Annotated in this window: 23 protein-coding genes; 10 read left to right on the top strand and 13 right to left on the bottom strand. The window is 50.5% G+C overall.

Annotated features, from left to right (window positions below; genetic code table 11):
* Positions 1 to 11: 11 nt before the first annotated feature.
* Both proQ and msrC read right to left on the bottom strand, forming a co-directional pair.
* Positions 12 to 710: an RNA chaperone ProQ gene (gene proQ, locus FEK42_RS03220; protein WP_000431365.1), complete on the bottom strand. Its 699-nt coding sequence runs from the start codon at positions 708 to 710 to the stop codon at positions 12 to 14.
* 96 nt (positions 711 to 806) lie between these two features.
* The gene (gene msrC / locus FEK42_RS03215) at positions 807 to 1304 is read right to left on the bottom strand and encodes an L-methionine (R)-S-oxide reductase (RefSeq protein ID WP_135492713.1); all 498 of its coding nucleotides are present in this window, start codon (positions 1302 to 1304) and stop codon (positions 807 to 809) included.
* A 129-nt stretch (positions 1305 to 1433) separates the two neighbouring features.
* On the opposite strand from msrC, the gene yebS reads away from it, so the two are divergent.
* The 5 genes from yebS to FEK42_RS03190 all read left to right on the top strand — a co-directional run bounded on the left by yebS (position 1434) and on the right by FEK42_RS03190 (position 7489).
* Positions 1434 to 2717 (top strand): membrane integrity lipid transport subunit YebS, encoded by a 1284-nt coding sequence (gene yebS, locus FEK42_RS03210; protein WP_135492714.1) that lies wholly within the window; start codon positions 1434 to 1436, stop codon positions 2715 to 2717.
* Positions 2686 to 5319, top strand: a complete 2634-nt coding sequence (gene yebT / locus FEK42_RS03205) for a lipid-binding membrane homeostasis protein YebT (RefSeq protein ID WP_135492715.1) — start codon at positions 2686 to 2688, stop codon at positions 5317 to 5319. Before yebS ends, yebT begins: the two co-directional genes overlap by 32 nt.
* 79 nt (positions 5320 to 5398) lie before the next feature.
* Complete coding sequence (gene rsmF / locus FEK42_RS03200) at positions 5399 to 6838, top strand: 16S rRNA (cytosine(1407)-C(5))-methyltransferase RsmF (RefSeq protein ID WP_135492716.1); 1440 nt, start codon at positions 5399 to 5401, stop codon at positions 6836 to 6838.
* A 117-nt stretch (positions 6839 to 6955) separates the two neighbouring features.
* Positions 6956 to 7192, top strand: a complete 237-nt coding sequence (locus tag FEK42_RS03195; RefSeq protein ID WP_002431586.1) for a YebV family protein — start codon at positions 6956 to 6958, stop codon at positions 7190 to 7192.
* A 105-nt stretch (positions 7193 to 7297) separates the two neighbouring features.
* Positions 7298 to 7489, top strand: coding sequence for a YebW family protein (locus tag FEK42_RS03190; protein WP_130208463.1), 192 nt, complete (start codon positions 7298 to 7300; stop codon positions 7487 to 7489).
* Here the strand turns inward: FEK42_RS03190 and pphA are convergent, their stop codons facing one another.
* The 4 genes from pphA to yobA form a co-directional block, all read right to left on the bottom strand.
* Positions 7490 to 8146: a protein-serine/threonine phosphatase gene (gene pphA, locus FEK42_RS03185; protein ID WP_131161131.1), complete on the bottom strand. Its 657-nt coding sequence runs from the start codon at positions 8144 to 8146 to the stop codon at positions 7490 to 7492. It abuts the gene before it with no gap.
* 407 nt (positions 8147 to 8553) lie between these two features.
* On the bottom strand, positions 8554 to 8895 hold the full coding sequence (locus FEK42_RS03180; protein WP_135492717.1) for a YebY family protein: 342 nt from the start codon (positions 8893 to 8895) through the stop codon (positions 8554 to 8556).
* A gap of 13 nt (positions 8896 to 8908) precedes the next feature.
* Positions 8909 to 9781: a copper homeostasis membrane protein CopD gene (copD, locus tag FEK42_RS03175; RefSeq protein ID WP_138211735.1), complete on the bottom strand. Its 873-nt coding sequence runs from the start codon at positions 9779 to 9781 to the stop codon at positions 8909 to 8911.
* A gap of 3 nt (positions 9782 to 9784) precedes the next feature.
* Positions 9785 to 10159 (bottom strand): CopC domain-containing protein YobA, encoded by a 375-nt coding sequence (gene yobA, locus FEK42_RS03170; protein ID WP_135492718.1) that lies wholly within the window; start codon positions 10157 to 10159, stop codon positions 9785 to 9787.
* Positions 10160 to 10297: 138 nt separating this feature from the next.
* On the opposite strand from yobA, the gene holE reads away from it, so the two are divergent.
* From holE to exoX, 3 genes are all read left to right on the top strand, one after another.
* Complete coding sequence (holE, locus tag FEK42_RS03165) at positions 10298 to 10528, top strand: DNA polymerase III subunit theta (RefSeq protein WP_000916758.1); 231 nt, start codon at positions 10298 to 10300, stop codon at positions 10526 to 10528.
* A gap of 100 nt (positions 10529 to 10628) precedes the next feature.
* Entirely contained in the window at positions 10629 to 11285 is a 657-nt protein-coding gene (gene yobB / locus FEK42_RS03160; protein ID WP_135492719.1) for a carbon-nitrogen hydrolase family protein YobB, read from the top strand.
* A gap of 24 nt (positions 11286 to 11309) precedes the next feature.
* Positions 11310 to 11972 carry an exodeoxyribonuclease X gene (gene exoX / locus FEK42_RS03155; RefSeq protein ID WP_130208475.1) on the top strand — a complete coding sequence of 221 codons (663 nt, stop codon included), beginning with the start codon at positions 11310 to 11312 and terminating at the stop codon, positions 11970 to 11972.
* Here exoX and ptrB read toward each other — a convergent pair.
* The 4 genes from ptrB to yebG form a co-directional block, all read right to left on the bottom strand.
* Positions 11969 to 14029 (bottom strand): oligopeptidase B, encoded by a 2061-nt coding sequence (gene ptrB, locus FEK42_RS03150; RefSeq protein ID WP_135491469.1) that lies wholly within the window; start codon positions 14027 to 14029, stop codon positions 11969 to 11971. The two genes, exoX and ptrB, sit on opposite strands and share 4 nt — an antisense overlap.
* A gap of 208 nt (positions 14030 to 14237) precedes the next feature.
* Positions 14238 to 14894, bottom strand: coding sequence for a tellurite resistance TerB family protein (locus tag FEK42_RS03145; protein WP_131161129.1), 657 nt, complete (start codon positions 14892 to 14894; stop codon positions 14238 to 14240).
* A 294-nt stretch (positions 14895 to 15188) separates the two neighbouring features.
* Positions 15189 to 15545, bottom strand: coding sequence for a protein YebF (yebF, locus tag FEK42_RS03140; protein ID WP_130208481.1), 357 nt, complete (start codon positions 15543 to 15545; stop codon positions 15189 to 15191).
* A 66-nt stretch (positions 15546 to 15611) separates the two neighbouring features.
* Positions 15612 to 15902 (bottom strand): DNA damage-inducible protein YebG, encoded by a 291-nt coding sequence (gene yebG / locus FEK42_RS03135; RefSeq protein ID WP_130208483.1) that lies wholly within the window; start codon positions 15900 to 15902, stop codon positions 15612 to 15614.
* Between the two features lie 141 nt (positions 15903 to 16043).
* On the opposite strand from yebG, the gene purT reads away from it, so the two are divergent.
* Positions 16044 to 17222 (top strand): formate-dependent phosphoribosylglycinamide formyltransferase, encoded by a 1179-nt coding sequence (gene purT / locus FEK42_RS03130; protein ID WP_130208485.1) that lies wholly within the window; start codon positions 16044 to 16046, stop codon positions 17220 to 17222.
* A 53-nt stretch (positions 17223 to 17275) separates the two neighbouring features.
* Here purT and kdgA read toward each other — a convergent pair whose 3' ends face one another.
* The 3 genes from kdgA to zwf form a co-directional block, all read right to left on the bottom strand.
* The gene (gene kdgA, locus FEK42_RS03125) at positions 17276 to 17917 is read right to left on the bottom strand and encodes a bifunctional 4-hydroxy-2-oxoglutarate aldolase/2-dehydro-3-deoxy-phosphogluconate aldolase (protein ID WP_064529269.1); all 642 of its coding nucleotides are present in this window, start codon (positions 17915 to 17917) and stop codon (positions 17276 to 17278) included.
* A gap of 37 nt (positions 17918 to 17954) precedes the next feature.
* A complete protein-coding gene (gene edd, locus FEK42_RS03120; protein ID WP_130208487.1) occupies positions 17955 to 19766 on the bottom strand; it encodes a phosphogluconate dehydratase in 1812 nt (603 codons plus the stop codon).
* 234 nt (positions 19767 to 20000) lie between these two features.
* The gene (gene zwf, locus FEK42_RS03115) at positions 20001 to 21476 is read right to left on the bottom strand and encodes a glucose-6-phosphate dehydrogenase (RefSeq protein ID WP_130208489.1); all 1476 of its coding nucleotides are present in this window, start codon (positions 21474 to 21476) and stop codon (positions 20001 to 20003) included.
* 336 nt (positions 21477 to 21812) lie between these two features.
* Between zwf and hexR the strand changes: the two genes are divergently transcribed.
* Complete coding sequence (hexR, locus tag FEK42_RS03110; protein WP_105289041.1) at positions 21813 to 22682, top strand: DNA-binding transcriptional regulator HexR; 870 nt, start codon at positions 21813 to 21815, stop codon at positions 22680 to 22682.
* The last annotated feature ends 87 nt before the right edge of the window (positions 22683 to 22769 follow it).

The following is a 22769-nucleotide window of genomic DNA, read 5'->3' as shown; positions in this document are numbered from 1 at the left end:
CGGCCTCCGTTTCAGAACACCAGGTGTTCTGCGCGCACAATCAAAGACATACCCGAATTCAGCTGGACGCGGACGCCGTCTTTGGTGATTTCTAATACGGTGGCATCCATCGCATTTTGACCAGCTTTCACCTTCAGGGCTTGTCCGACAGTCAGAGCTGAAATGTCAGAAACTGGGGTGTGCTGTTCTTCGCGAGGTGCTTTTACTGTTTTTGGCGCTTTCTCAGCCGGTTTCTGCGCGCGAGGTTTGCGCTCGGCGCCTTCTTTACGGCGTTGCGCGGCAGGACGTGGCTTGCGTTCGCGGCGTGGTGCGTCTTCTTTCTCACCTGCAGCTGCGGCAGCTTCGCGTTTTTTCGCCTGCTGTTCGGCACGCTGCGCCTGGACGCGCGCTTTCGCTTCTTCAAGCTGCTTGCGAGCATGTTCTACATGCTGCTCGTCCAGCTCACCGCATGGGTTGCCGTCGAGATCGACACGCGTCGCGCCTGGTTTAACGCCATACAGATAGCGCCAGCTCGAAGTGTAGAGACGTAAAGCGGATCGCAGTTGCGTTTTGCTAAGGTTCATTTCCCCAGCAACGCGATCGACCAAATCCTGAAAAATACCGATTTTCAGCGGACGCGCTTCACCTTCCGCACTGAAACAGTGGGGAAAACGTTCGGCCAGAAACGCGATTACTTCTTTACTGCTATTCAACTTAGGTTGATTTTCCATGAAATTTCCTGATTACAACGGACGTAGCCAACAAGCGCAGGCATGAACAGGCGTCATTATAATGACGTCATCAGTAAATGCTACGTTATCCGTTGATTATCCTGCGACGCTCGCAAAGAATTTTTTGTAATCCGTCGTTGCAAGCACCTTTTCAAGCTGTGCCACAAGCTGACGTAAGCCTTGCTCGTCCTCGTCTGTAAAGCGACCGAAGACAGTACTGTCGATATCGAGAACGCCAATAATCTGATTTTTCACCGCCAACGGCAGAACGATTTCAGAATTACTCGCCGCATCACAGGCGATATGCCCATCAAAGGCGTGAACATCCTCGATTCGCTGTACTTCATTGCGGGCAACAGCAGTGCCACACACGCCACGCCCTACCGGGATCCGTACGCAGGCAATTTTGCCCTGAAACGGCCCGAGTACCAGCGTATCGTCCTCAAGTAAATAAAATCCAGCCCAGTTTACGTCAGTCAGACGCTCGTATAACAAAGCACTGGTATTCGCCAGCGTTGCCAGAAAACTGGTTTCTCCCACCATCAACGCATTAAAGTCGCGGTTTAAGTCCGCGTAAAATTCTGTTTTGTTCATTATATAATCACTTGGTTGTCTTACCTGGAACTGCCAGCCTATTAAAATAAGCATTAAATGCGTTAATGCTCAAGATCATTCCCATCATGGGTTAAGATAAATGTTAATTCTTATTACATTTGGCATGTCATGGCTCTTAACACCCCACAAATTACGCCGACAAAAAAGATAACAGTGAGCGCAATTGGCGAGGAACTACCGCGTGGTGATTATCAACGTTGCCCGCAATGTGACATGCTGTTTAGCCTGCCCGAGATAAATTCTCACCAGAGTGCCTATTGCCCGCGCTGTCAGGCGAAAATTCGCGATGGGCGTGACTGGTCGCTCACAAGGCTGGCTGCAATGGCTTTTACTATGTTGTTGCTTATGCCGTTTGCCTGGGGCGAACCTCTATTACATATCTGGCTGTTAGGTATCCGTATCGACGCCAATGTAATGCAAGGCATCTGGCAAATGACCAAACAGGGCGATGCGATAACCGGCGCAATGGTGTTTTTCTGCGTTATAGGTGCACCTCTCATACTGGTGACCTCTATTGCTTATTTATGGTTTGGCAATCGGCTGGGAATGAATTTACGCCCGGTGTTGCTGATGCTGGAGCGACTAAAAGAGTGGGTAATGCTGGATATCTATCTGGTCGGCATTGGCGTTGCTTCTATAAAGGTACAGGATTACGCCCATATCCAGGCGGGCGTCGGGCTATTCTCTTTTTTCGCGCTGGTGATTTTAACAACAGTGACATTGTCACATCTTAATGTTGAACAGCTGTGGGAGCGATTTTATCCGCAGCACCCTGCCACGCGTAGGGATGAGAAATTACGCGTTTGCCTGGGTTGTCACTTTACCGGCTATCCCGATCCGCGCGGTCGTTGTCCGCGTTGCCATATCCCACTTCGCTTGCGTCGCCATCATAGTATTCAAAAATGCTGGGCTGCTCTTTTGGCTTCAATTGTCTTATTGTTACCTTCCAACCTGCTGCCTATTTCGATCATCTACCTGAACGGTGGACGACAAGAAGATACGATTCTTTCAGGAATTATGTCGCTGGCAAACAGCAATATTGCAGTTGCCGGCATTGTTTTTATCGCCAGTATCCTGGTGCCGTTCACCAAAGTGATCGTCATGTTTACTTTACTGGTAAGCATTCATTTTAAATGCCAGCAAGGCTTACGCACGCGGATTTTGCTGTTGCGGATGGTGACCTGGATTGGCCGTTGGTCGATGCTCGATCTGTTTGTCATTTCATTAACCATGTCGCTGATTAATCGCGATCAGATCCTCGCTTTTACTATGGGACCCGCTGCGTTTTATTTCGGCGCAGCGGTTATTTTGACTATTCTTGCTGTGGAATGGCTGGACAGCCGCTTACTTTGGGATGCACATGAGTCAGGAAACGCCCGCTTCGACGACTGAAGCGCAAATTAAAACTAAACGCCGTATCTCACCTTTCTGGCTGTTGCCATTCATCGCGCTAATGATTGCCGGTTGGCTGATTTGGGGTAGTTATCAGGATAGAGGCAATACCGTCACCATCGACTTTATGTCGGCAGACGGCATTGTTCCAGGTCGCACGCCTGTTCGTTATCAGGGCGTTGAAGTCGGCACGGTGCAGGATGTCAGCCTTAGCGACGATCTACGTAAGATTGAAGTGAAGGTCAGCATCAAGTCCGATATGAAAGATGCCCTGCGCGAAGAGACGCAGTTCTGGCTGGTGACGCCGAAAGCCTCACTGGCAGGTGTTTCCGGGCTGGATGCGCTGGTCGGCGGTAACTATATCGGCATGATGCCGGGTAAAGGTAAAGAGCAGGATCACTTTGTGGCGCTCGATACCCAGCCAAAGTATCGGCTGGATAATGGTGATCTGATGATCCACCTGCAAGCCCCCGATCTCGGTTCATTGAACAGCGGTTCGCTGGTCTATTTCCGTAAAATTCCGGTGGGACGCGTCTATGACTATGCGATCAATCCCAATAAGCAAGGCGTGGTGATTGATGTCCTGATTGAGCGGCGTTTCACCGATTTGGTGAAAAAAGGCAGCCGCTTCTGGAACGTTTCCGGCGTTGATGCCAATGTCAGTATCAGTGGCGCGAAGGTAAAACTGGAAAGTCTGGCTGCCCTGGTTAACGGTGCGATTGCCTTCGATTCACCAGAAGAGTCGAAACCTGCCGATCCGGAAGATACCTTTGGTCTGTATGAGGATCTCGCCCACAGCCAGCGTGGGGTGATCATAAAGCTGGATCTACCAAGTGGAGCCGGATTAAACGCCGATTCAACGCCGCTCATGTACCAGGGACTGGAAGTCGGGCAACTGACCAAACTGAATTTAAACCCAGGTGGCAAAGTCACCGGAGAAATGACCGTTGATCCCAGCGTCGTCACTCTGCTTCGTGAAAACACCCGCATCGAATTACGTAACCCGAAGTTATCCCTCAGCGACGCCAATCTCAGCGCCCTGCTGACCGGCAAAACGTTCGAACTGGTACCGGGTGATGGCGAACCACGCAAAGAGTTTGTCGTTGTGCCTGGCGAGAAAGCTTTACTGCATGAACCCGATGTTCTGACGCTAACCCTGACAGCACCAGAAAGCTATGGAATTGATGCCGGTCAGCCGCTCATTCTTCACGGCGTACAGGTAGGTCAGGTTATCGACCGTAAACTCACCAGCAAAGGCGTGACATTTACCGTCGCTATCGAACCCCAGCATCGCGAACTGGTAAAAGGCGACAGCAAATTTGTCGTTAATAGTCGTGTCGACGTGAAAGTGGGTCTGGATGGTGTCGAGTTTCTCGGTGCCAGCGCCTCAGAATGGCTCAACGGCGGGATCCGTATTCTGCCAGGCGACAAAGGTGAGATGAAAACCAGTTACCCACTGTACGCCAATCTGGAAAAAGCCCTCGAAAATAGTCTTAGCGATTTACCTACCACGACCGTGAGTTTAAGTGCGGAGACACTGCCGGATGTGCAGGCAGGGTCGGTAGTGCTGTACCGTAAATTTGAGGTCGGTGAAGTGATTACCGTACGTCCACGGGCCAATGCGTTCGATATCGATCTGCACATTAAACCGGAATATCGCAACCTGCTGACCAGCAACAGCGTGTTCTGGGCTGAAGGTGGCGCGAAAGTTCAACTTAACGGCAGCGGCCTGACCGTTCAGGCGTCACCGCTTTCGCGGGCGTTAAAGGGAGCCATCAGCTTCGATAATCTCAGCGGTGCCAGCGCCAGCCAACGTAAAGGCGATAAGCGGATTTTGTATGCTTCCGAAACAGCGGCTCGTGCGGTTGGCGGGCAGATTACGCTCCACGCATTCGATGCCGGAAAACTGGCGGTCGGTATGCCAATTCGCTATCTCGGTATTGATATCGGGCAAATCCAGACTCTGGATCTGATCACCGCGCGCAATGAAGTACAGGCAAAGGCGGTGCTCTATCCTGAATATGTCCAGACCTTTGCGCGCGGTGGTACACGCTTCTCAGTGGTCACACCGCAAATTTCGGCAGCAGGCGTTGAGCATCTTGATACGATCCTCCAGCCGTATATCAACGTCGAACCAGGTCGGGGTAATCCTCGCCGTGACTTTGAATTGCAAGAAGCTACCATTACTGATTCGCGTTACCTTGATGGCTTAAGCATTATTGTTGAAGCGCCGGAAGCCGGTTCGTTAGGTGTTGGTACGCCAGTACTGTTCCGTGGTCTGGAAGTAGGTACAGTCACCGGAATGACGCTGGGGACATTGTCAGATCGCGTGATGATTGCGATGCGCATCAGTAAACGTTACCAGCACCTGGTACGTAACAATTCCGTCTTCTGGCTAGCTTCGGGCTACAGTCTGGACTTCGGTCTGACGGGCGGCGTGGTGAAAACCGGTACCTTTAACCAGTTTATCCGTGGGGGTATCGCCTTCGCCACGCCTCCAGGTACACCGCTGGCACCGAAAGCCCAGGAAGGCAAACACTTCCTGTTGCAGGAAAGTGAACCGAAAGAGTGGCGTGAATGGGGAACAGCACTCCCCCGATAAGCCACATTGCTCCGGCGTGCCTGCGCCGGAGCGTTTATGCTAAACTGCGCGCCTGTTTTTTTGCCAGTGGTACATGCTCGTGGCCCAACACACCGTTTATTTCCCGGACGCCTTTCTGACACAAATGCGCGAAGCCATGCCTTCGATGCTCTCTTTTGATGATTTTCTCGCCGCCTGTCAGCGCCCGTTGCGCCGCAGCATTCGCGTAAATACCCTGAAAATCTCCGTTGCTGATTTCCTGCAATTAACCGCCCCTTACGGCTGGACGCTAACGCCGATTCCGTGGTGTGAAGAAGGTTTCTGGATTGAACGCGATGATGAAGAAACCTTGCCGTTGGGCAGTACCGCCGAGCATTTAAGCGGCCTGTTTTATATTCAGGAAGCCAGTTCAATGTTGCCCGTTGCCGCATTGTTTGCCGACGATAATACCCCACAGCGGGTGATGGATGTCGCCGCCGCACCTGGTTCAAAAACCACGCAAATTGCCGCTCGCATGAATAACGAAGGGGCGATTCTTGCCAATGAGTTTTCCGCCAGCCGGGTAAAAGTGTTACATGCCAATATCAGTCGCTGCGGTGTCCGTAACGTCTCTCTGACTCATTTTGATGGCCGCGTCTTTGGTGCGGCGTTACCAGAAATGTTCGATTCCATTTTACTGGACGCCCCCTGCTCTGGCGAAGGCGTGGTGCGTAAAGATCCCGACGCACTGAAAAACTGGTCACCAGAAAGCAATCAGGAAATTGCTGCCACCCAACGGGAACTGATCGACAGTGCCTTTCATGCATTACGCCCTGGCGGTACGCTGGTTTACTCGACCTGTACCTTAAACAAGGAAGAAAACGAAGCCGTTTGCTTGTGGCTGAAAGAGACTTACCCCGATGCAGTAGAGTTTTTACCGCTGGGCGATCTCTTCCCTGGTGCGGACAAGGCACTCACCGAAGAAGGCTTTTTGCACGTTTTTCCGCAAATTTACGACTGCGAAGGCTTCTTCGTTGCCCGGTTACGCAAAACACAGTCGATTCCCGCCTTACCCGCACCGAAATACAAAGTGGGTAATTTCCCGTTTAGCCCAATCAAAGATCGCGAAGCCGCACAAATTCGCCAGGCGGCGACTGCCGTTGGCTTACAGTGGGATGAAAATCTGCGCCTCTGGCAGCGCGATAAAGAACTCTGGCTGTTCCCTGCGGGTATTGAAGCCCTGATCGGTAAAGTCCGATTTTCCCGTCTGGGAATTAAGCTTGCTGAAACGCATAACAAAGGTTATCGCTGGCAGCATGAAGCGGTTATTGCCCTGGCCTCCCCCAACCATACGAACGCTTTCGAACTGACGCCTCAGGAAGCGGAAGAGTGGTATCGCGGGCGCGATGTTTACCCGCAAACCGTGCCAACTACGGATGATGTGCTGGTAACCTTCCAGCATCAGCCAATAGGTTTAGCCAAACGTATTGGCTCGCGACTGAAAAACAGTTACCCACGTGAACTGGTGCGCGATGGGAAACTTTTTACCGGTAACGCCTGATAGCGCACAAAAAAAGCGCACTTTTTGACTGGCACATTCGCCTGCCTCAACTACGCTGAAAAATGGTGCGATCGGACTGGTCGTACCACAACCGGCAGATAAATGGAGAGCACGAAGATGAAAACCAGTGTGCGCATAGGCGCTTTTGAAATCGATGACGGCGAGTTACACGGCGAATCGCCAGGTGATCGAACATTAACTATTCCTTGTAAATCTGACCCCGATTTGTGTATGCAACTTGATGCCTGGGACGCCGAAACCAGCATTCCAGCTCTACTAAACGGCGAACACTCTGTCCTGTACCGTACCCGCTACGATCAAAAGTCTGATGCCTGGATTATGCGTCTTGCCTGATCCAAAAAGAACCCGTCGGCATGACGGGTTATTTATTCTGGTTATTTCCCCGAAGTAAAATCCTCTCCTAAACTTAACGGTACGGCACCACACTTCGAGGATGAAATGTTCGCGCTGGTACTTTTTGTTTGCTATCTGGACGCTGGCTGTGAAGATATTGTTGTTGATGTTTACAACACGGAACAGCAGTGCGTCTACTCAATGGACGATCAACGGATCCGCCACGGCGGCTGCTTTCCTGTTGAGGATTTTATTGATGGGTTCTGGCGGCCCGCGCAGGAGTACAGTGACTTTTAATTACTGGAGTTGTTCCATTGTGAGTGTCCCTCCGAAGACGGCGCCGGTGTCTATATAATGCAAGTTTCCAATATCTACTCGATGAGGTAACGGCGTATGTCCAAACCAGAAATGGTCAGCACCGGTAATTCCCTGCCCTTTTTGGCCTTCACGTAATCGCGAACGACTCCACAATACCTGGTGCAAATCGACGTCCTTTTGCCATTGATAAACGTCGTCAGGATAATCAGCATGGGCAATAACGTGTTTGCCAGTGCGACTGTTTAATTCAAGAATAAAAGGCAAATGCTGGCATTTGCTGAGCGCCCTTTCTGCTTGCTTCTGTTGCTTATCTGCCAGCGCAGCAAACCAGTCGCCACCGTTCATATACCATAAAGACATCTGCTGCGCGGCCAGCGCATCTATCGCCATCTGCTCATGATTACCTCTTACCGCTCTGACCCAGCGTTGCTCCAGTAGTTGAAGACAACGTAAACTCTCCGGACCACGATCAATAACATCTCCTACCGAGATCAATAAGTCTTGCCACGGGTCAAAACGGCAATGCCATAATTTGATACGCAGTAGCCCAAGGCAGCCATGAATATCCCCCACCAACCAGATATGTCGCCAATGGCTGCCATCAATTTTCTGATAGGTGCGGCCTGCCTCTTTCATCAATTTTTTACTCCCGCGCAGAAGGTCACATTATTTTAACATAAATGTTAAAAAAGGCTGGACTGAAGCAGTAGAGTGTGTGTTATGGTTGATTGTGAAGTCAGCACAGGGAAAACAGTGATGTATTCATCCGCTGGCTTAATAGATAAAAAGAGACCGAATACGATTCCTGTATTCGGTCCAGGGAAATGGCTCTTGGGAGAGAGCCGTGCGCTAAAAGTTGGCATTAATGCAGGCTTAGTTGCCTAGCCCTTTAAGAATAGATGACGACGCCAGGTTTTCCAGTCCACACGAAAAGTGGTCAGAAAAAAGCGTCTTAATCATCGTTTTAAAAGTAAAAAAAACGCCCGATCTGATAAAAGATCCTGGGCGTTTTTTTTGGCAAATCAAAAGACTAATTCAGGTAATCAGCAAAGTTTTTCAGCTCGTTCTATAAATGGCATCAGGCTCATTATTTCACCGGGTTTGTTGGGATCTTCAATCTGGATCACTGAAATAGGCTGGGCCTTAGTCTTCCCACTGGAAACCTCTTTTTGCGCAACATCGTTCAAAGGGTATTGCACCAGGGTGCTGGGATTAATGACATACAGCGCATTACCCGGTCGGCATGTCAACATCACTTCTTCGCGATTAAACGCCCATTTGTCTTTGCCAATTTCAAAACGGCTGACGGTAATCACCTGAGGAGCCGCCAGCGCCGCAGTGGAACTGGTGAGCAACAAAAACGCCAATATACTTTTTTTCATCATTTATCGTAATCCATCAAAACGGTTCCAGAGTCGCTAGCAGGCTGATAATCACCAGTACCACCGCGCCTATCGCCCATTCGAGTTGAGTCATCCATACAAACCAGGGAACAGCCCGGGCTTCATCATGCCGCATTCTCGGGACCAGAACATAACGATTTGCCAGCGCGATAACCACCATAATCATTACCAGTATGACTTTGAGCAATAAGAGCTGGCCCCAGTAAGTGGCAAGCGTGGGGGGAAATCCCGTGATGAGTAATGCATTGAGCACACCACTTACTAGCACGCCAATGACAGCAAAATGTCCGCACCAGGAAAAACGCATCAGCGCATGAATGGCCGGGCGTCTCCAGCGCCCTTTCACCAGCCGCATACACCAGACAACCGGCAGTAGCCCTCCAAACCATGCTGCAGCACAGATAAGATGTACGGCATGATTGGTCTGATGAATTTTTGCGGTTAATCCTTCATTTAATGTCGCGTGTCCCATACCCGCCATCAGGATAAATTGCGCGGTAGTCAGCATGAACAGTAACCGCAACATATTCCGTGGTTGCATCAGAACGACGGTCAACGTAACGAGAGCGAGAACGATTTGCCAGATCCAGACGCCTCCGAAGTGCGTTTGTAACACCGACTGCCAGATGCTCAGCGAAACGACATCTGGCCATCCCGCCCCCATCAACCCACCCTGAACGGCGAACATCGCTGCGGCACTGATCAAACTCCATGCGGCTGCGTGCTGTTGTAAACGCAAAAAACGCTTCGTCAATAATCGACGAATCGTCACTGGTGCCAACCATGCCCCGTACATCGCGAAGCCAAAAACCAGCATCAGAGAGATAAAATAGATAAATCGCAGTGTGACCCAAGTAAGCGCTAGCATGCTTTATTTCACTGTAAAGGCGTACTGCCCTTTGGTTTTATGTCCGTCCACCGAAACAACATGCCAGTCAACGGTATAACTTCCGGGATTCAGGGCGTCGGCAAGCGGAACTACCAATTGCTTTTTGTCTTGTTCATTACGTTTCGCGGGTAATGTTTTAACATTTTCATTCTTCGGGCCGATGATTTTGGCCCCACTGAATCCAGGTTCAATACCTTCAGAGAAATTTAAAGTAATGGCCTGTGGGGCAGCGGTGACCGCCGCATTCGCCGCAGGATACTGGTGAGTCAGGTGCGCATGAGCCCAGACGGAAGGGGCCGCCAGCGAACCGGCAATTATTGCCAGTGTATAACGAAGAGAACGCGCAGTTGAAACCATATTATCTATTCCTTTTTGTAATGAGTTTTTTACAGAGCATAACCTTGTCTAATGAGAGAGTCGAGGATCATCAATTCAGGCTTGCCATCCTGGCTGACTCTTAGTAACTTTTGCCCGCAATTAACGAGGAGACACCGTATGCTGAAGAATCTGGCCAAACTGGATCAAACTGAAATGGATAAAGTAAATGTCGATCTGGCCGCTGCCGGAGTGGCATTTAAAGAACGGTACAATATGCCGGTGATTGCTGAAGCGGTTGAACGTGAACAACCGGAGCACTTGCGTGGCTGGTTTCGTGAGCGCCTTATTGCCCACCGTCTCGCCTCTGTAAATCTGTCACGTTTACCTTACGAGCCCAAACTTAAATAAACCTTATATTAAGTTACACTTTCTTACATGGTGCCTGCTAAATTATAAGTATTTTCTCATACACGCCATTATTCGCAGACACTATGAAAAGGAAGTCATCATGTCGTACTGGAAAGTTGCAGCAGCACAATATGAGCCTCGTAATGCTTCACTCACTGAACAGGTAGCCCGTCATCTGGAGTTCGTGAGGGCTGCCGCCAAGCACCAGTGCGAACTGTTGGTTTTTCCCTCACTTTCTCTACTGGGATGCGATTACAAACGTCGTCCGCTTCCGTCTCCGCCCGATCTCTCGCTTTTAGACCCGCTTTGTTATGCAGCAACAACCTCACGAATGACCATTATTGCTGGCCTTCCCGTTGAATATAATGAGCGGTTTATTCGCGGTATTGCAGTATTCGCCCCCTGGATGAAAACGGCAGGAATTTATCATCAAAGTCATGGTGCATGCCTGGGTCAACGTTCCGAAACCATCACTGTAGTGGATGGCCAACCGGAAGGTATTGATATGGACCCGAGTTGTTCACTCTTTACAACCGGGCAATGCATCGGTGAACCTGACCTGTTGGCTTCGACCCGACGCTTAGAGTTTTTCTCACATCAATACTCCATCGCTGTGCTAATGGCGAACGCCCGTGGTAACAGCGCACTGTGGGATGAACATGGCCGTCTTATTGTTCGCGCCGATCGCGGTTCTCTTTTGTTGGTTGGTCAGCGCTCTTCGCAGGGTTGGCAAGGCGATATCATTCCATTACGCTAGGCGTTTTCTTCCTGGAGCATGACCATGTTGCGCATTATCGATACAGAAACCTGCGGTTTGCAGGGAGGGATCGTTGAAATTGCCTCTGTTGATGTTGTTAACGGGAAAATCGTCAACCCTATGAGCCACCTGGTGCGTCCCGACCGCCCCATCAGTCCACAAGCCATGGCGATTCACCGTATCACAGAGTCCATGGTTGCCGACAAACCGTGGATTGAAGAAGTTATCCCGCACTATTACGGTAGCGAATGGTATGTCGCCCACAATGCCAGTTTTGACCGCCGGGTATTGCCAGAAATGCCCGGTGAGTGGATTTGCACCATGAAACTGGCTCGTCGTTTGTGGCCAGGAATCAAGTACAGCAATATGGCACTGTATAAATCGCGCAAGCTGAATGTCCAGACACCATCGGGTCTGCATCACCACCGCGCGCTGTATGATTGCTATATTACCGCAGCCCTGCTTATCGATATTATGAACACGTCAGGCTGGACGGCGGAGCAGATGGCGGATATCACCGGGCGGCCGTCGTTGTTGACGACGTTCACGTTTGGCAAGTATCGCGGTAAAGCCGTATCAGACGTTGCAAAGCGCGATCCGGGCTATCTGCGCTGGTTGTTTAACAACCTTGACAGTATGAGCCCGGAGTTACGTTTAACCTTGAAGCATTATCTGGAGAGTGTTTAACCCGCTGATTGGCCTGGTAATGTCCCCTGCGCCAGGGCTATCAGAAAAGCATATTCCATCGCCACACCTTCGTAGGATTTAAAACGTCCAGATTTACCGCCATGCCCTGAATCCATGTCGGTACAAAGCAATAATAGATGGTTATCAGTTTTAAGCTCGCGCAGCTTAGCCACCCATTTTGCCGGTTCCCAGTATTGCACCTGTGAATCGTGTAATCCGGTCGTTACCAGCAGATGCGGATAAGCCTGAGCCGTGACATTGTCATACGGGCTGTAGCTTTTCATATACTCATAATATTGCGGATCCTGCGGATTTCCCCACTCTTCAAATTCGCCGGTAGTAAGAGGAATCGACTCATCAAGCATCGTTGTAACAACATCAACAAACGGTACCTGGGCAATCACGCCGTGGAATAACTCGGGGCGCTCATTAATTGCAACGCCCATCAACATACCGCCAGCACTGCCCCCCATCGCATAACAGAGTGAAGGTGAACCGTAGCCCAGCTTTAACAATGCGTCGCAGGCATCGAGATAGTCATTAAAGGTATTTTTCTTTTTCAGGAATTTACCGTCTTCGTACCATTGCTGCCCCAGTTCGCCGCCACCACGGACATGGACAATGGCGTAGACAAAACCGCGATCCAACAAACTCAGGCGGCTAAAACTAAAATCGGCATCAATGCTTGCGCCGTAAGAGCCATATCCATATACCAGCAGCGGGTTGTGGCCTTTCTGGAAATGCTTGCGATGATAGACCAGCGAAACAGGCACTTCGACGCCATCACGGGCAGTGATCCACAAGTGTTCGCTGCGGTAATTCGCCGCATCGAAACCGGGGACTTCCGTTTGTTTTAATACCCGACGCTCTCCAGTATCCATATCCAGTTCAAACAATGTATCTGGCGTAGTCATGGAGGAATAGCCATAACGCAATCGTGAGGTTTCAGGTTCCGGGTTATAGGCAATCCAGGTAACGTAAGCCGGATCATCAAAGGCAATGCCGATAACCTCCCGCGTTTTGCGGTTGATTTGCCGCAGACTGGTTAACCCACGCTGACGCTCTTCAACCACCAACCAGTCAGTAAACAGCGTAAAGCCTTCGAGCATGATGTTATCGCGCGGTGGGATTAACTCTTCCCACTCTTGCTCATCACGCATACGGGTACGGTATAAGCCAAAATTTTTGCCGTTGCGGTTGGAGCGCAGATAAAACCGATGCTGGTAGTGATCAAGACTGTATTCGTGATCTTTGCGACGCGGTAAAAAGACAAACGGCTCGGCATCGGCCAGCTCTGCATCCAGCAGCCGAACTTCACTGGTAGTAGCGCTGGCAAGATGAATAACCACATAGTGTTTCGACGTCGTTTTATGTAGGCTGACGTAAAAGGTATCGTCTTTTTCTTCGTAAATCAGTTTGTCTTCAGATGCTGGAGTGCCAATGGCATGCCGCCAGACCTGATACGGCAACAACGTCACTGGATGCTTGCGAACATAATAAAATGTCCAGGAGTCATTCGCCCAGACAAAGCTGGGTTCCACGTTATCCAACAGTTCGGGATACCAGTTGCCCGTTTCCAGATTGCGAAAACGGATACCGTACTGGCGTCGGGAAAGAAAATCTTCTGCAAGTGCCATAATCGTGTTATCGGGCGTAATCGCCATTCCGCCCATTGAATAAAATTCACTGTGCGCCGCCCGTTTGTTCGCATCGAGCAGAGTCTCCCATTCGTCCCACTCTTCACTGAACGCCGACTGACGCTGGTAGATTGCATATTCACAACCAGGTTCATAAATTTGCCGGTAGCGATAGCCATTTTTGACGTAAGGTGCAGAGACTTCTCTTTGCGGTATGCGGTCAATGATTTCTTTTAATATCCGATCCTGCAAAGCTTGTTGCGACGCCATGACCTGATGACCGTAGCTATTTTCTTGTTGCAGGTAATCCAGCACTTCCGGCTGCGAGCGTGTGTCGTCCCGCAGCCAGTAGTAATTATCGATGCGCGTGTCGCCATGAAGCGTCATGGAATGGGGAATGCGGGCGGCTTTTGGTAGCATGTTATTGTTCTTTCTGGTTGAAACATCTTATAAGGGTGGCAAAACTCACCCGGGATGCAAGCGAAACAGGGCGGTCATTGTATAGATGATGACAGGTAATGGTGTGAAAATCGAAAGGATGTCGCCAGCGAAAATTAATTCGCTCAAATAGCTGTGCGGTTTTGTATAGCCCGATAAACAGGCATATCAGGCTATACGGAGTGAGATATTATTCAGACAAAGTGCGTTTTTGCTGTTCGAGATCGCGTTCAATTCCTTCACGGACTTCCTGGGGAATTTTCAGCGCATCCCCCAGTGCATTCAGGTAACTGCGCTCCATAAAATGGTCAATATCAATAGCCGCACAGCTCAGGAAATAGATCTCCAGTGCCTCTTCTTCGTTGCGAATCCCCTGGGCCAGGCGCTGCGGATCCAATGGTTGCTCGATTGCCTGTTCGATAAGTACACGCCCCTGCTCTTCAACACCAGCTTCACGCAATTGCTGGTCGATAGCCGCGCGTTCTTTACTATCGATATGACCATCGCTTTTGGCAGCAAAAACCAGGGCGAGGATTAAACGTTCTGTACGTTCATCCAGCGGCGTACTTTGGGTGCCGTATTGCGGTTCGTTCTGATGCGCCGCACGAATTTTATCTTTGTATTTGTTCCACAGTACGGTACCGGCGACCGCTCCGCCGCCAACCAGCAACGCGTTTGTGCCGTATTTCGTTAATAGTTTACGTGCTGATTTATTGGCAACCAGCAGTCCTGCCAACCCGCCTAATGCGCCGGGTACTAAAAGTTTGCCCAATCCCTGATCTGTAGACGAAGAGGAAGCGCTGCTTTGCCCAAGAAGGGATTGCAGTTGATTTAACCAGTTAGCCATATTTACTCCTCGATTCACTATTTTAATGGCAACAGCATAGCGAATGAGGATGTCAGAAAGTGTATATAGAGACAAAAGATGCGCAAATAAGCGGGACGGGAGGCAGTCCTCACAGGAAATTCACGTCATGTAAGGTGCCGGGTGATGTGATTAATTTGAAACTTGTAGATTTGATTGTAATTGCCTGATGCGAACCTGGCGCTTCTTATCAGGCTTGTGGGGGCTGGTACATTGTTGGGCGGATAAGGCGCTCGCGCCGCATCCGCCAACGGTCAGCCGAATTATCAGAAGCCATTAGCGCCGCTGATATTCCGCCATTCCCGCTTTACAATCCACATTAACCAGATAATGAATATCGGCACTTTTACCACGCACGGTCAGCGGTACCGACCATTTATCATCTTTCCCCTGAATGTCCTGCAAACTAACCCACGCCACCGGATCGGCCTGACCGACGATTTTTTGATCGTCGGCCCAGCGCGCCACGCGGTTTTGCTGATAATCACGTTTTACACTCGCAGCGATTCCGGCTGCATCTAAACCTTCACATTTGGGGAAAGTTACCGACTTGCTGGTTTCGTTATTGGCAGCGAAAACTGATGTACAGGCGGAAACCAACAACAGCCCCAACAACGCTCCTCTTTTTTTCATGTTTTTCTCCATAGCACAATGATTCAGGAGAAAGCATGGTACAAATTATCAGGAGCGCAAGTTGCTTCAGGCGGCGTGGGTTTCTCCTTCCCCATCCGTGTCAGTATCGACCACCTGAGGAGAAGGTAATTTACCGGTTTTCAGAATGGTACTAAGCACATCTTTCTGTTCCGCCAACCACAAAGAAAGCGCCTCACGCTGCTCGTCTTCCATTGTCACCGGAGAATTCGCCAACCATGTGTCGAGTAGATCCGCTGTATCGAGCATTTTGTCATAAGCATCGGCTTCCTTTTTGCTGGTAAACGACATCTTCTCTTCGCCCTCACGAATGACCACGTATTTAATTTCAACCGCCATTTGCAGCCTCTCATCATAACTGTAATTTTATACAGTATATTTCTTTTCAGTCGAGAAATCAACGCAAGCAATCAAGCAATAAAGACACGCGCAAACGTTTTCGTTTATACTTCACGCGGAATTAATCAGGGGATATTCGTTATGACGTTATTAGGCACTGCGCTGCGTCCGGCAGCAACTCGCGTGATGTTATTGGGCTCCGGTGAACTGGGTAAAGAAGTGGCTATCGAATGCCAACGCCTCGGCGTAGAGGTGATTGCGGTCGATCGCTATGCCGACGCGCCCGCCATGCATGTCGCGCATCGCGCCCATGTCATTAATATGCTGGATGGCGACGCATTGCGCCGTGTTGTTGAACTGGAAAAACCACATTATATCGTGCCGGAGATCGAAGCTATTGCTACCGATATGCTGATCCAGCTTGAAGAGGAAGGGCTAAATGTTGTCCCCTGCGCGCGTGCAACACAATTGACGATGAACCGCGAAGGTATTCGTCGTCTGGCTGCGGAAGAGCTTCAGCTTCCCACTTCAACTTATCGTTTCGCTGATAGCGAAGACCTTTTCCGCGAGGCGGTCGCCGCCATTGGCTATCCTTGCATTGTTAAACCGGTGATGAGCTCTTCCGGCAAGGGGCAGACGTTTATTCGCTCTGCCGAACAACTGGCTCAGGCATGGGAGTACGCCCAGCAAGGTGGTCGCGCCGGAGCGGGTCGCGTGATTGTTGAAGGCGTCGTTAAGTTTGATTTCGAAATTACCCTGCTGACCGTCAGCGCGGTGGATGGTGTTCATTTCTGTGCGCCTGTAGGTCATCGCCAGGAAGATGGTGACTATCGTGAATCCTGGCAACCGCAGCAAATGAGCCCACTGGCCCTCGAACGTGCGCAGGAGATTGCCCGCAAGGTGGTGCTTGCACTGGGTGGTTATGGTCTGTTTGGTGTCGAGTTGTTTGTCTGTGGTGATGAGGTGATTTTTAGTGAAGTCTCCCCTCGCCCGCATGACACCGGGATGGTGACGTTAATTTCTCAGGATCTTTCTGAGTTTGCCCTGCATGTGCGTGCTTTCCTGGGACTGCCGGTGGGCGGGATTCGCCAGTATGGTCCTGCCGCTTCAGCCGTTATCCTGCCGCAACTGACCAGCCAGAATGTCACGTTTGACAACGTGCAGGAGGCCGTTGGCGCAGGTTTGCAGATTCGTTTATTTGGTAAGCCGGAAATTGATGGTAGCCGTCGTCTGGGGGTTGCGCTGGCTACAGCAGAAAGTGTTGATGAAGCGATTGAACGCGCGAAGCACGCCGCCGCACAGGTAAAAGTACAAGGTTAAATCTGGCAAAAACGCGACAAAAATGCCCGATCCACGATCGGGCATTTTGACTGTTACAGCTTCGCGCCTTCTACTGCTTCACGCGCCAGCTTAGTAATGCGGTCGTAATCGCCCGCTTCCAGCGCATCTGCCGGAACCAGCCAGGAACCGCCAATGCACAGTACGCTTTTCAGCGCCAGGTAATCACGGTAGTTAGCCGGAGAAATACCGCCAGTCGGGCAGAAACGAACCTGAGAGAACGGACCCGCAATCGCCTGCAGTGCTTTCACGCCGCCATTAGCTTCTGCCGGGAAGAATTTGAACTCTTTCAGGCCGTAGTCCATACCCAGCATCAGTTCGGAAACAGTGCTGATACCTGGAATCAGAGGAATAGTCCCTTCTGTCGCCGCTTTCAGCAGTGGTTCAGTCAGACCTGGGCTGATTGCGAACTGTGCGCCCGCTTCAGTCACTTCTGCCAGTTGCTGCGGATTCAGTACCGTACCGGCACCCACAATCGCTTCCGGCACTTCTTTGGCGATAGCGCGGATAGCATCAACTGCACACGCCGTACGCAGAGTCACTTCCAGAACGCGCACCCCACCAGCAACCAACGCTTTTGCCATTGGCACCGCGTGTTCCAGTTTATTTACCACGATAACCGGTACAACCGGGCCGGTGGTCAGGATTGATTCTGCACTTGTTTTCCAGTTTTTCATCAGAGTTTTCTCTCGCCTGATTACAAATTTTGTCGTCTTAAAAAGTGATACAGGTTGCGCCCTGTTCGGCACCGGACAGTTTTTCGCGCAAGGCGCTGAATAATTCACGTCCTGTTCCCACGCGTGACGCGCTCAGGTCAGGAATGTGCGGTTCGCGAGCAGCCAGTTCAGCTTCGTCTACCAGCAGCGTCAGTTCGCCTGTCTGTCCATTCACACGAATGATGTCCCCATCGCGCACTTTTGCCAGCAGCCCACCATCGTAGGCTTCTGGTGTTACGTGGATAGCTGACGGCACTTTACCTGAAGCACCAGAGAGTCGTCCATCGGTAACTAACGCAATTTTGAAACGCCGGTCCAATAATACACCAAGTGGCGGCATGAGTTTATGTAATTCTGGCATTCCGTTCGCTTTTGGCCCCTGATGGCGGACAACAACCACACAATCACGGTCCAGCATACCCGCTTCAAAAGCAGGCATAACGTCATGCTGGCTCTCAAAAACAACAGCAGGCGCTTCAATCACCTGATTTTCAACCGGCACTGCAGAGGTTTTCATGACGGCACGGCCCAGGTTGCCGCTTAACACTTTTGTCCCGCCATGATGCGAGAAAGGTTGTTCAAAGGAAGCAATCACATTGCTGTCGAGCGATTTGTCTGCACCTTCGCGCCAGTCCAGCTCGCCGTTATTCAGCCATGGTTCGAGGGTATAGCGCGAAAGACCAAAGCCCGCCACCGTATTGACATCTTCATGCAACAGGCCAGCCTTGAGCAGCTCACGCACCAGAACCGGTACACCACCCGCCGCCTGGAAGTGGTTAATATCGGCCGGACCGTTTGGATACAAACGTGCCATCAGAGGTACGACATCAGAAAGATCAGAGAAGTCATCCCAGTTGATCTGAATACCGGCCGCTCGCGCCATCGCCACCAGGTGCATCGTGTGGTTAGTGGAGCCACCTGTCGCCAGCAGCGCAACAATACCGTTCACCACCACTTTCTCGTCGATCATCTTACCGATCGGCATCCATTCATTACCGTTGCCAGTCATGCGTGTAACCTGGCGCGCAGCGGCTGCGGTTAATGCATCACGTAACGGGGAGTCTGGATGAACAAAAGAAGAGCCCGGCAACTGCATCCCCATAAACTCCACCACCATCTGGTTGGTGTTGGCAGTACCGTAGAAAGTACATGTACCAGGGGCATGATAAGACGCAGCCTCTGACTCCAGCAGTGCCATTCGATCCACCTTCCCTTCGGCATAAAGCTGGCGAATGCGCACTTTTTCTTTATTTGGCAACCCGCTTGCCATCGGACCTGACGGCACAAATACCGCAGGCAGATGACCGAACGACAGCGCGGCCATCGTCAGTCCTGGGACAATCTTATCGCACACGCCGAGGAACAGCGCGCCATCAAACATGTTATGGGACAGCCCCACAGCCGCAGACATCGCAATCACTTCGCGGCTTAACAGAGACAGTTCCATACCATCCTGCCCCTGGGTGACACCATCACACATCGCCGGAACACCACCCGCAACCTGGCCAACCGCATTAGCTTCATGCAGTGCTTTACGAATAATCTCTGGATAATGTTCATAAGGCTGGTGAGCGGAGAGCATGTCGTTGTAGGAGGTGATGATAGCGATATTGTTACGCAACATGCTTTTCAGGGAGGCTTTGTCTTCTGGCTGGCAAGCTGCGAAACCGTGAGCCAGGTTACCGCATGCCAACTGCGAACGATGAACGGTCGAAGTTTTCGCTTGTTCGATCCGGGCGAGGTAAGCAGAGCGAGTCTCGCGCGAACGTTCAATGATTCGATTTGTTACGCGTAACAATTGTGGATTCATAAAGGCTCCTGAAATTGAGTTGTCAGAGCAGGATGATTCACAACGCGTTTCATTCAGAGGATTTATGAGTGAAACGCCTGTAACCGGAGCTCATAGGGCAGAAACGTTTCAGTCAGTGTAATAAAAAAAGCCTCGTGGGTGAATCCGCACGAGGCCTGAAAGTGTAAAAATTGTTCTACAATCTGTGCAAGATCATGTTACCGGTAAAATAACCATAAAGGATGAGTACAGATATTACTCAAACTCATTCCAGGAACGGCCATCACGGGTAATCATCGCCACCGAAGCAACCGGTCCCCAGGTTCCGGCCTGATACGGTTTCGGCGCATCGTTATCCATCGCCCATGCTTCGGTAATGGAGTCCACCCATTTCCACGCTTCTTCCACTTCATCACGACGTACAAACAGCGCCTGAATACCGCGCATGGTTTCCAGCAGCAGGCGTTCATAGGCATCTGCCAGATGCGTCTGATTAAAGGTTTCTGAATAGCTCAGATCCAGCTTGGTGATTTGCAGGTTATGTTTGTGATCCAGACCCGGGACCTTGTTCAACACTTGAATATCCACGCCTTCATCAGGTTGCAGACGGATAGTCAGTTTGTTCTGTGGCAGGTCCTGCCACGACTCTTTAAACAGATTGAGCTCTGGCGTTTTGAAATAGACCACCACTTCAGAGCATTTGGTCGGCAAACGTTTACCGGTACGCAGGTAGAACGGTACGCCAGCCCAGCGCCAGTTGTCGATATCGACACGGATAGCCACGAAGGTTTCCGTGTTACTGCTTTTGTTTGCGCCCTCTTCTTCCAGGTAGCCCGGAACTTTTTTGCCCTGGGCGAAGCCCGCAGTGTATTGCCCGCGTACGGTTTTTTCGCGTACGTTGGAGCGGTCAATGCGGCGCAGAGACTTCAGTACTTTCACTTTTTCATCGCGGATGCTGTCTGCGCTCAGATCAGACGGCGGAGACATCGCAATCATGCAGAGAATTTGTAACAGGTGATTCTGGATCATGTCGCGCATCTGACCGGCTTTATCAAAATAGCCCCAGCGCCCTTCGATCCCCACTTCTTCTGCCACGGTAATCTCAACATGATCAATAGTGCGGTTGTCCCAGTTGTTCACAAACAGAGAGTTAGCAAAACGCAGCGCCAACAGATTCAGCACCGTTTCTTTACCAAGGTAATGGTCGATACGGTATACCTGGCACTCCTCGAAGTATTCGCCAACCTGATCGTTGATTTCCTGCGAGGTCGCCAGCGACGTACCCAGCGGTTTTTCCATCACCACGCGCGCCGGTTTGCCGTTCAGTTTCGCCTCACCAAGCCCTTTGCAGATTGCGCCAAAAGTGCCTGGCGGCATGGCAAAGTAGTTAATGGTGATACGATTTTTTTGATCCAGCATCGCACCAAGACGGCTGAATGCAGCGGTGTCATTGACATCGAGATTACAAAAATCCAGACGTGCACTCAGGGTGTCCCATAAACCTTCATCAATAGTTTCTTTCATGAAAGTTTCCAGCGCTTCGCGGACTACTTTGGTATATGCCGCTTTGTCCCAGTCAGCACGCCCTACGCCGATAATACGGGTATCCGGGTTGAGCTGACCGGCTTTTTCCAGTTGATACAGGGAAGGCAGCAATTTACGACGCGCAAGGTCGCCTTTCGCGCCGAAAATGACCAGGTCACAAGCCTGGGCTGTTTGCGTTACCGCCATGTCATTCTCCTTAAGTTAACTAACCCGGTACTTAAGCCTGGGTATACTTGTAATTTTCTTACGGTGCACTGTACTGCTTTTACGAGCTTGCGAAAACTGTAAACGCTTATCCCCCCGTGCGATTACGGCAAAAGCGCGCAAAGTGCGGCAAAACTGATAAAAAAATCATCGTTTTCCATTGGGTAAAAATCTGACACTGATCATGTTATGAAAAAAAATGACAACTTTTTTATCCGCTTTTGTCATTAATACGACACACAGGCGTAATATCAGACCAAACTGCATTTCGATTTCTTTCAGTGTGGAAATCGTCATTACCGTGAGTCTCTTTACATCATGAATATGCTGGAAAAAATCCAGTCTCAACTGGAACATTTGAGCAAATCAGAACGAAAAGTCGCCGAGGTCATTCTTGCTTCGCCTGACAACGCGATCCATTCGAGTATTGCTGCTCTGGCGCTTGAGGCCAATGTTAGCGAACCAACGGTGAATCGTTTCTGTCGCAGCATGGACACCCGCGGTTTTCCTGATTTTAAACTTCATCTGGCACAAAGCCTGGCAAATGGCACGCCCTATGTTAATCGCAACGTTAATGAAGATGACAGCGTTGAATCATACACGGGGAAAATATTTGAGTCGGCAATGGCCACGCTCGATCACGTCCGTCACTCGCTGGACAAATCTGCCGTCAACCGTGCCGTCGATCTCCTGACTCAGGCCAAAAAAATCGCCTTTTTCGGTCTGGGCTCTTCTGCCGCCGTCGCCCACGATGCGATGAATAAGTTTTTTCGCTTTAATGTTCCAGTGGTTTACTCCGACGATATCGTGCTGCAACGCATGAGTTGTATGAATTGTAGCGACGGAGACGTGGTTGTGCTGATTTCTCACACCGGAAGAACCAAAAATCTGGTTGAACTAGCGCAGTTAGCACGGGAAAACGACGCGATGGTAATTGCCCTCACCTCCGCCGGTACGCCACTCGCCCGGGAAGCAACGCTGGCAATTACCCTCGACGTACCTGAAGATACTGACATTTATATGCCCATGGTGTCTCGACTTGCGCAGTTGACCGTGATAGATGTGCTGGCAACAGGATTTACTTTGCGACGCGGCACAAAATTCAGAGATAACTTGAAGCGGGTCAAGGAAGCACTCAAGGAATCGCGCTTTGATAAGCAGTTACTTAAATTGAGTGACGATCGCTAAATCGATTATCACTGTTCTATCTTTATACGATATTCGCATGTGTTTAAATTACAACCATAATGGTTTTAGTTTATGCGAATTCATGTT

The sequence above is a fragment of the Escherichia sp. E2748 genome (assembly GCF_005781125.1).
Lineage (GTDB): Bacteria > Pseudomonadota > Gammaproteobacteria > Enterobacterales > Enterobacteriaceae > Escherichia.
This window is presented reverse-complemented; position numbering and strand designations above follow the sequence as displayed.

What these genes read in the sequence shown, in the direction of transcription:
- pphA (WP_131161131.1), bottom strand. Translation starts at nt 8,146, where the DNA reads ATGAAAGAGGCAGGCCGCACCTATCAGAAAATTGATGGCAGCCATTGG.
- proQ (WP_000431365.1), bottom strand. Translation starts at nt 710, where the DNA reads ATGGAAAATCAACCTAAGTTGAATAGCAGTAAAGAAGTAATCGCGTTT.
- hexR (WP_105289041.1), top strand. Translation starts at nt 21,813, where the DNA reads ATGAATATGCTGGAAAAAATCCAGTCTCAACTGGAACATTTGAGCAAA.
- FEK42_RS03180 (WP_135492717.1), bottom strand. Translation starts at nt 8,895, where the DNA reads ATGATGAAAAAAAGTATATTGGCGTTTTTGTTGCTCACCAGTTCCACT.
- exoX (WP_130208475.1), top strand. Translation starts at nt 11,310, where the DNA reads ATGTTGCGCATTATCGATACAGAAACCTGCGGTTTGCAGGGAGGGATC.
- zwf (WP_130208489.1), bottom strand. Translation starts at nt 21,476, where the DNA reads ATGGCGGTAACGCAAACAGCCCAGGCTTGTGACCTGGTCATTTTCGGC.
- yebT (WP_135492715.1), top strand. Translation starts at nt 2,686, where the DNA reads ATGAGTCAGGAAACGCCCGCTTCGACGACTGAAGCGCAAATTAAAACT.
- kdgA (WP_064529269.1), bottom strand. Translation starts at nt 17,917, where the DNA reads ATGAAAAACTGGAAAACAAGTGCAGAATCAATCCTGACCACCGGCCCG.
- yobB (WP_135492719.1), top strand. Translation starts at nt 10,629, where the DNA reads ATGTCGTACTGGAAAGTTGCAGCAGCACAATATGAGCCTCGTAATGCT.
- edd (WP_130208487.1), bottom strand. Translation starts at nt 19,766, where the DNA reads ATGAATCCACAATTGTTACGCGTAACAAATCGAATCATTGAACGTTCG.
- ptrB (WP_135491469.1), bottom strand. Translation starts at nt 14,029, where the DNA reads ATGCTACCAAAAGCCGCCCGCATTCCCCATTCCATGACGCTTCATGGC.
- purT (WP_130208485.1), top strand. Translation starts at nt 16,044, where the DNA reads ATGACGTTATTAGGCACTGCGCTGCGTCCGGCAGCAACTCGCGTGATG.
- yebF (WP_130208481.1), bottom strand. Translation starts at nt 15,545, where the DNA reads ATGAAAAAAAGAGGAGCGTTGTTGGGGCTGTTGTTGGTTTCCGCCTGT.
- FEK42_RS03190 (WP_130208463.1), top strand. Translation starts at nt 7,298, where the DNA reads ATGTTCGCGCTGGTACTTTTTGTTTGCTATCTGGACGCTGGCTGTGAA.
- msrC (WP_135492713.1), bottom strand. Translation starts at nt 1,304, where the DNA reads ATGAACAAAACAGAATTTTACGCGGACTTAAACCGCGACTTTAATGCG.
- yebS (WP_135492714.1), top strand. Translation starts at nt 1,434, where the DNA reads ATGGCTCTTAACACCCCACAAATTACGCCGACAAAAAAGATAACAGTG.
- yobA (WP_135492718.1), bottom strand. Translation starts at nt 10,159, where the DNA reads ATGGTTTCAACTGCGCGTTCTCTTCGTTATACACTGGCAATAATTGCC.
- holE (WP_000916758.1), top strand. Translation starts at nt 10,298, where the DNA reads ATGCTGAAGAATCTGGCCAAACTGGATCAAACTGAAATGGATAAAGTA.
- copD (WP_138211735.1), bottom strand. Translation starts at nt 9,781, where the DNA reads ATGCTAGCGCTTACTTGGGTCACACTGCGATTTATCTATTTTATCTCT.
- yebG (WP_130208483.1), bottom strand. Translation starts at nt 15,902, where the DNA reads ATGGCGGTTGAAATTAAATACGTGGTCATTCGTGAGGGCGAAGAGAAG.
- FEK42_RS03195 (WP_002431586.1), top strand. Translation starts at nt 6,956, where the DNA reads ATGAAAACCAGTGTGCGCATAGGCGCTTTTGAAATCGATGACGGCGAG.
- FEK42_RS03145 (WP_131161129.1), bottom strand. Translation starts at nt 14,894, where the DNA reads ATGGCTAACTGGTTAAATCAACTGCAATCCCTTCTTGGGCAAAGCAGC.